The sequence below is a fragment of the Tissierellales bacterium genome (assembly GCA_035301805.1).
In the GTDB taxonomy this organism is placed as follows: Bacteria; Bacillota; Clostridia; order Tissierellales; family DATGTQ01; genus DATGTQ01.
Genome location: DATGTQ010000046.1, coordinates 1 through 5,352 on the forward strand (window position 1 = coordinate 1; position 5,352 = coordinate 5,352).

The 5,352-nt window shown below is 28.5% G+C and carries 7 protein-coding genes; all 7 read left to right on the plus strand.

What is annotated here, in order from left to right:
- Nucleotides 1-657 (plus strand): amidohydrolase family protein (locus VK071_02085; protein HLR34099.1); only part of this gene is annotated, 657 nt, incomplete at its 5' end.
- Nucleotides 658-1,372: 715 nt separating this feature from the next.
- On the plus strand, nucleotides 1,373-1,957 hold the full coding sequence (locus tag VK071_02090; protein HLR34100.1) for a hypothetical protein: 585 nt from the start codon (nucleotides 1,373-1,375) through the stop codon (nucleotides 1,955-1,957).
- A 629-nt stretch (nucleotides 1,958-2,586) separates the two neighbouring features.
- The gene (locus tag VK071_02095; protein HLR34101.1) at nucleotides 2,587-3,225 is read left to right on the plus strand and encodes an ATP-binding cassette domain-containing protein; all 639 of its coding nucleotides are present in this window, start codon (nucleotides 2,587-2,589) and stop codon (nucleotides 3,223-3,225) included.
- Complete coding sequence (gene fetB, locus VK071_02100) at nucleotides 3,226-4,011, plus strand: iron export ABC transporter permease subunit FetB (GenBank protein ID HLR34102.1); 786 nt, start codon at nucleotides 3,226-3,228, stop codon at nucleotides 4,009-4,011.
- Nucleotides 4,012-4,089: 78 nt separating this feature from the next.
- Complete coding sequence (locus VK071_02105; protein ID HLR34103.1) at nucleotides 4,090-4,425, plus strand: DsrE family protein; 336 nt, start codon at nucleotides 4,090-4,092, stop codon at nucleotides 4,423-4,425.
- Nucleotides 4,426-4,556: 131 nt separating this feature from the next.
- Nucleotides 4,557-4,865 (plus strand): hypothetical protein, encoded by a 309-nt coding sequence (locus VK071_02110; protein ID HLR34104.1) that lies wholly within the window; start codon nucleotides 4,557-4,559, stop codon nucleotides 4,863-4,865.
- A gap of 297 nt (nucleotides 4,866-5,162) precedes the next feature.
- Nucleotides 5,163-5,352 (plus strand): hypothetical protein (locus VK071_02115; GenBank protein HLR34105.1); only part of this gene is annotated, 190 nt, incomplete at its 3' end.

Sequence of the window (5,352 nt, forward strand, 5' to 3'; positions counted from 1 at the left end):
GAAGAAATGATACCAAAAGTAGCAGAAGAAAGCTTAGCCGAATTTTGTGATGTTTTCTGTGAAGAGGGTGTCTTTACTGTTAATGATGCAAGACGAATTTTGAATGAAGGTAAAAAGTATGGGTTAAGACCTAAGATACACGCTGATGAATTAGTATCTTTTGGTGGAGCTGAATTGGCGGCAGAAGTAGGAGCAGTATCTGCAGAACATCTTCTGTGCGTATCAGAAGATGGCATTGAAGCAATGGCAAGGGAAGGGGTTATTGCAAATCTACTTCCAGGAACTCCATTTTACTTAATGTTAGATAATTATGCACCAGCTGAAAAAATGCTTGAAGCAGGAGTACCAGTAGCCTTAGCTACAGATTTAAATCCAGGGACTAGTGCTACAGAATCTTTACAAATGATTATGAACTTGGGAAGTTTTATGCAGAAAATGACCTCAGAAGAAATTATTACTGGTGTTACTATAAATGCAGCTTATAGCGTTGATCGTGGTGATGAAATAGGAAGTTTAGAGAAAGGTAAACTTGCAGATATAGTGATTTGGGATTCGAAAAATATAGACTTTCTTATTTATCACTTTGGTGTTAATCTAGCAAATAAGGTATTTAAACGAGGAAAATTAGTGGCTGAAGGTGGCCAAGTATTAGAATAAGCTTTAATATAGGGAATTTTCCCTGCTAGTATTGCATTAATGTAAGGCCTAAAACCTGACAACTTTCAGGCACTCGATATTGAGTGCCTATTTGATTAGAAAAAGATTAACAACAAATTAATAAATAATAATGTGTTTCTAAATACGATAAAAATGTTAAATTCATAGATCATCCTACGAAGCCTGGTTTTTTTGTAATTACTAGGGAAAACTAACTGACAATAGAAGTTATTTTTACAATATTTATGATTAATTTGTGAAAAATTGAAGTAATGTTAATTATTATGGCGCCGTATATCAAATGCTATCAGAAATTGAAAGAAAAAAGTTCTTGATAAGCTATCTAACATATGAGAAGATAAGTATAAGAGGTAGGCATAATATATAGAGTAAATGCATATTACCTAGGGTTTGAAAAGTAACAAGAAAGTAATTATTTTATAATTAATATATTATTTTATATGCACTAAAAAGGCATCTATTTGCTAGAGTAATAACTACTTTTTAAAAAACCTTTTATAGTACAAGCTAGGCCTTTAATCATAATTAAGTATTTATCTTAGTAAATCTGTAATGAGGAAAACATTTCATAGCCATTATTCATAATTTCTTAATTTTAATTTTGTATTTTTCAACGGTATAATATGAAGTAATGTAAAAAACGGACCTCTTTTTGATAATTTTAATTTATAAAAGTGCAGAAAGGAGGGGTTAGATGGATATACAAAAATATGTATCTGAAGGACTCATAGCTTTTATTCCTGTATATGTAGATATGAAAGGAAATTGTACCTTATTATATACATTTCATGATAAAGCATATGTAGATAAAAACCTTAGAAGCGTTTTAAATTTATTAGCAAAGTATTTTTTCCTTGACTTAAAAGAATCAAGGAAGTATCTTGGTGGATTATTAAACATAAAAAATCTAGTACCAATTCCATTTAATAAAGAGAATATTTTTATACCAGTGAAAATAAGAAAACCTTATTTTAAAAACGATGGTGCCACAGGATATATCAATATTAATAGTATAGATAAACTAGAAAGGCAAGAAAGCAAAACCTTAATTTATTTAAAAGGTAATCATAAGATACTTTGTTTAAACTCTTTAGAAACAGCTAACAAGCATGTGAAAAACGGTCATATAGTAAAAAAATTAATAGAAAGTAATAGAGGATATTCATGTACAATAAGAGAAAATATTTCATTTTATAATGAATATGATAAACCTGCAACAAAAGGAGATATAGCATTATTGAGAAAAGAAATAACAGACATCAGAAGTGTATTTTACTAATATAAAACCTTTATAAAGGCGTAATTTAAAAGATGATTTTGAAGATTTATTGGCAAAAAAGGAAGGAGTATAACTATTTTTTATGACTTAGCAATCTTTTGGGCTCCTATTTACTAAGGTAAGCTCTAGAAAATATAAAAGATAGTAAAAAAGTTATTGTTAGAAGTTTGGAGTTAAATTTCTGTATAGTAAAATGTAAATAGCTTACTATAGGATTTAAGTATACATTAATATAACTATAGTAGAATGTAAATTTATAATATCTTAAATTTCTATATATATTATAGAAAATTAATAGAACTAAAGTAGAACATAATCTCTCACACAATCAAAAAAATTCCACTTCCCAACTTATTCTGGAACATATTACTCTACAGCATCTCATTCAATCCCAAAGCTATAACCAGACCTATCTATTCTCAAACTGTTAACAATTAATAAAATATCCACAAAAAACAGAAAACCATTCCACACTTATCCACAATAAATTTAATGTATAAGACTATTTAAATAGAGAAAACCTATTTTATACCCTATATGTATTGTAAAATAGACTTATATATCTATGCTTGAGCAGATAGTGGGTATATTATATATACTAATCAAACTCCATAGGAAGGGGATATAGTATGTTTAGAATTAAAAATGTAAGATATAAAAACATTTTAGAAGTTCCTCATTTTGAAATCAGTCAAAATAAAATTACTACAATAGTTGGAGAAAGTGGAAGTGGAAAAACCACTTTATTAAAACTATTAAACAAAATGATAAATCCTACTGAAGGCCATATCTATTACAAAAATAAAAATATTAAAGAAAGAGAGCCTGTTGAACTTAGAAGAGAGGTAGTAATGTTACCACAAAATCCTGTAATATTTTCCGGCACAATTAAAGACAATTTATTAATAGGGCTTAAGTTTTCAGAAAAACCATTGGTAGAAGATAAGGAGTTAAAGGATATAATGGAAATTATTTATCTTAAAAAAGGTTTAGACAGTGAAGTGGACAAACTATCAGGAGGGGAAAAGCAAAGATTAGCTTTAGGTAGAACCTTATTATTAAGTCCAGAAGTCTTTCTTTTTGACGAACCTTCCTCTGCCTTAGATGAGGGTTCAGAAGATGTTGTTATTCGTAATATAGTGGAATATGTGAAGGAAAAGGAAAAAACTTTAATAATGGTAACCCATTCGATAAAAATAGCTAAAGAATATAGTGATTTTATTGTGGAAATGAAAGATGGGAAAATTATAGGGAATGGAGAGATATAAATGAACGGTGTTGTTGATTTAAATATTTATCAAATGATTTCTGCATATATATTTGTACTAATACTGTTATTTATAGTTAAATTAAGAGAAATTCCTAGGGAAAAAGAAATATTAATTTCTACTATTAGAATGACTATACAATTAGTTTTAACAGGGTATATTTTAGGCGCCATTTTTAACAGTAGCAACCCTATTATAACTTTAATAATTATTGGAATTATGGAGATATTCGCTATTCATAATATTTTTAAAAGAACTAAAGCTGAACTAACAAGAGAATTAAAGAGGATAATAGGATTTTCTATGTTAATAGGAACTTTAATAAGTCTTTTTTATTTCTTAATAGTAGTTGTGCGAGTGGAACCTTGGTATGACCCTAGATATTTTATTCCTTTAGGGGGTATGGTTGTAGGAAATTCTATGACTGGTATTTCATTAGGTATAATGAATTTAATGGAGGGTTTCAATGGCAGAAAGGATATGGTGGAAACGGCCTTAATGTTAGGAGCAACTCCTAAAATGGCATCAAGGGATATTGTAAACAATGCTTTTGATTCAGCTATATTACCGACAATTAACTCTATGGTGGGTATGGGAATTATATTTCTTCCCGGCATGATGACCGGACAAATACTTTCAGGTACTTCTCCATTATTAGCTATAAGATACCAGATAGCTATAATGCTTGGGATAATGGGAAGTGTATCTTTAACAGTAATATTATTTTTACAGTTTGGCTATAAAACATTTTTTACAAAGGATGCACAATTGATTGCAAGAGAATAGGAAAGCTGAAACACACTGATTTTAATTCATATCTATTCTTAGTTTAGGGATAAAACTTATATAGAAGAAGGTGATACCATGAAAAAAGTTATATTTCACATTGATGAAATGGATAAATGGAATCTACTATTAACAAATGTTAAGAATTTAATAGATGCTACTACAGATACTAAAATTAAAATAGAAGTCATTGCTAATTCAGAGGCAGTTAAAGGATATAAACATGATTTTAAATTGGTTAAAACTATAGATGAACTCAATGAAGAAGGGGTAAAATTTATTGCTTGTAATAATGCCCTTAAAGGAAATGGATTAATTAAAGAAGATATATTAACCTTTGTACAAATTGTACCTACGGGAGTACTAGAAATAATAGAAAAGCAAGAAAAGGGCTATGCATACGTTAAACCTTAAAAGGCTGTAAATACTGTATTTACAGCCTTTTAAAATGTAACTATTTTGTCATTAAATATTAATTTCTTAGTAAACCTATCCTTCATTATAAATTCTATAATAGGATTAACGATATAATGGGAGGTTTAGCTATGAGAAGAACCATAAGTTTTTCTAAAAAAATAATAATAAGTTTATTTATAATTTTCTTTGTAAGTAATTTAAATATTAATATACAACCTGTGAAACCTAATATAGAAAATGACCCAGAAAAGGTTGCAATAGTATATTTAAATGAAAAACTTCCGGATTATATTTATGAAACTAGAGTAGAAAATCAAGGGGACGGGATGACAATAGTTAAATTTATTGATAATAACGAAAAATTAGCTGCTAAAGTAGGATTAGCAGAAAATCATGATAAACAATGGGAAGTACAATGGGAAAATATATACGAGTAGACCATGGGAAATGGTATAAGATAGCCGAAAGGTATATTATAAAAACTAACAAATTTATTAAAGTCCATAAAGGACTTTTTTTCTTTGGTTAAAAAACCTGCCTATTATCAGGTTCTTTTATATAAAATTATTTTATATAATTTATAAAAGAGCAGATCTAGGAGAAATCAGTAAACTTTCATATTATAGTCCCATTGACAGAATTTATAGTCTAGTGTTAATATTATCTAATAAGCATAATTTTAAGAAGGTATGGAAGGGATAAGTAATATTAAAATTAATGGAGGTGAATAGCCTATGGCAGAAAAAGTAGCTGTTATAGAAGAGGAATTTTCAAGATTAAAAAAGAAGCTGGAGATGAATCATCAATCAATAATTAACAATTATGAAGTATTAACTAAAAAATTAGATGAAGTCGTGTCAGAATCTGGTTCCTTATATGCTCCAGAATTTAGTCCCAAAGTCCAAGGATTAAATGAAGTTATAA

Bases quoted from the DNA above. Each gene is read 5' to 3' on its own strand.
- VK071_02090 (HLR34100.1), top strand. From the start codon at position 1,373: ATGGATATACAAAAATATGTATCTGAAGGACTCATAGCTTTTATTCCT.
- VK071_02095 (HLR34101.1), top strand. From the start codon at position 2,587: ATGTTTAGAATTAAAAATGTAAGATATAAAAACATTTTAGAAGTTCCT.
- fetB (HLR34102.1), top strand. From the start codon at position 3,226: ATGAACGGTGTTGTTGATTTAAATATTTATCAAATGATTTCTGCATAT.
- VK071_02105 (HLR34103.1), top strand. From the start codon at position 4,090: ATGAAAAAAGTTATATTTCACATTGATGAAATGGATAAATGGAATCTA.
- VK071_02110 (HLR34104.1), top strand. From the start codon at position 4,557: ATGAGAAGAACCATAAGTTTTTCTAAAAAAATAATAATAAGTTTATTT.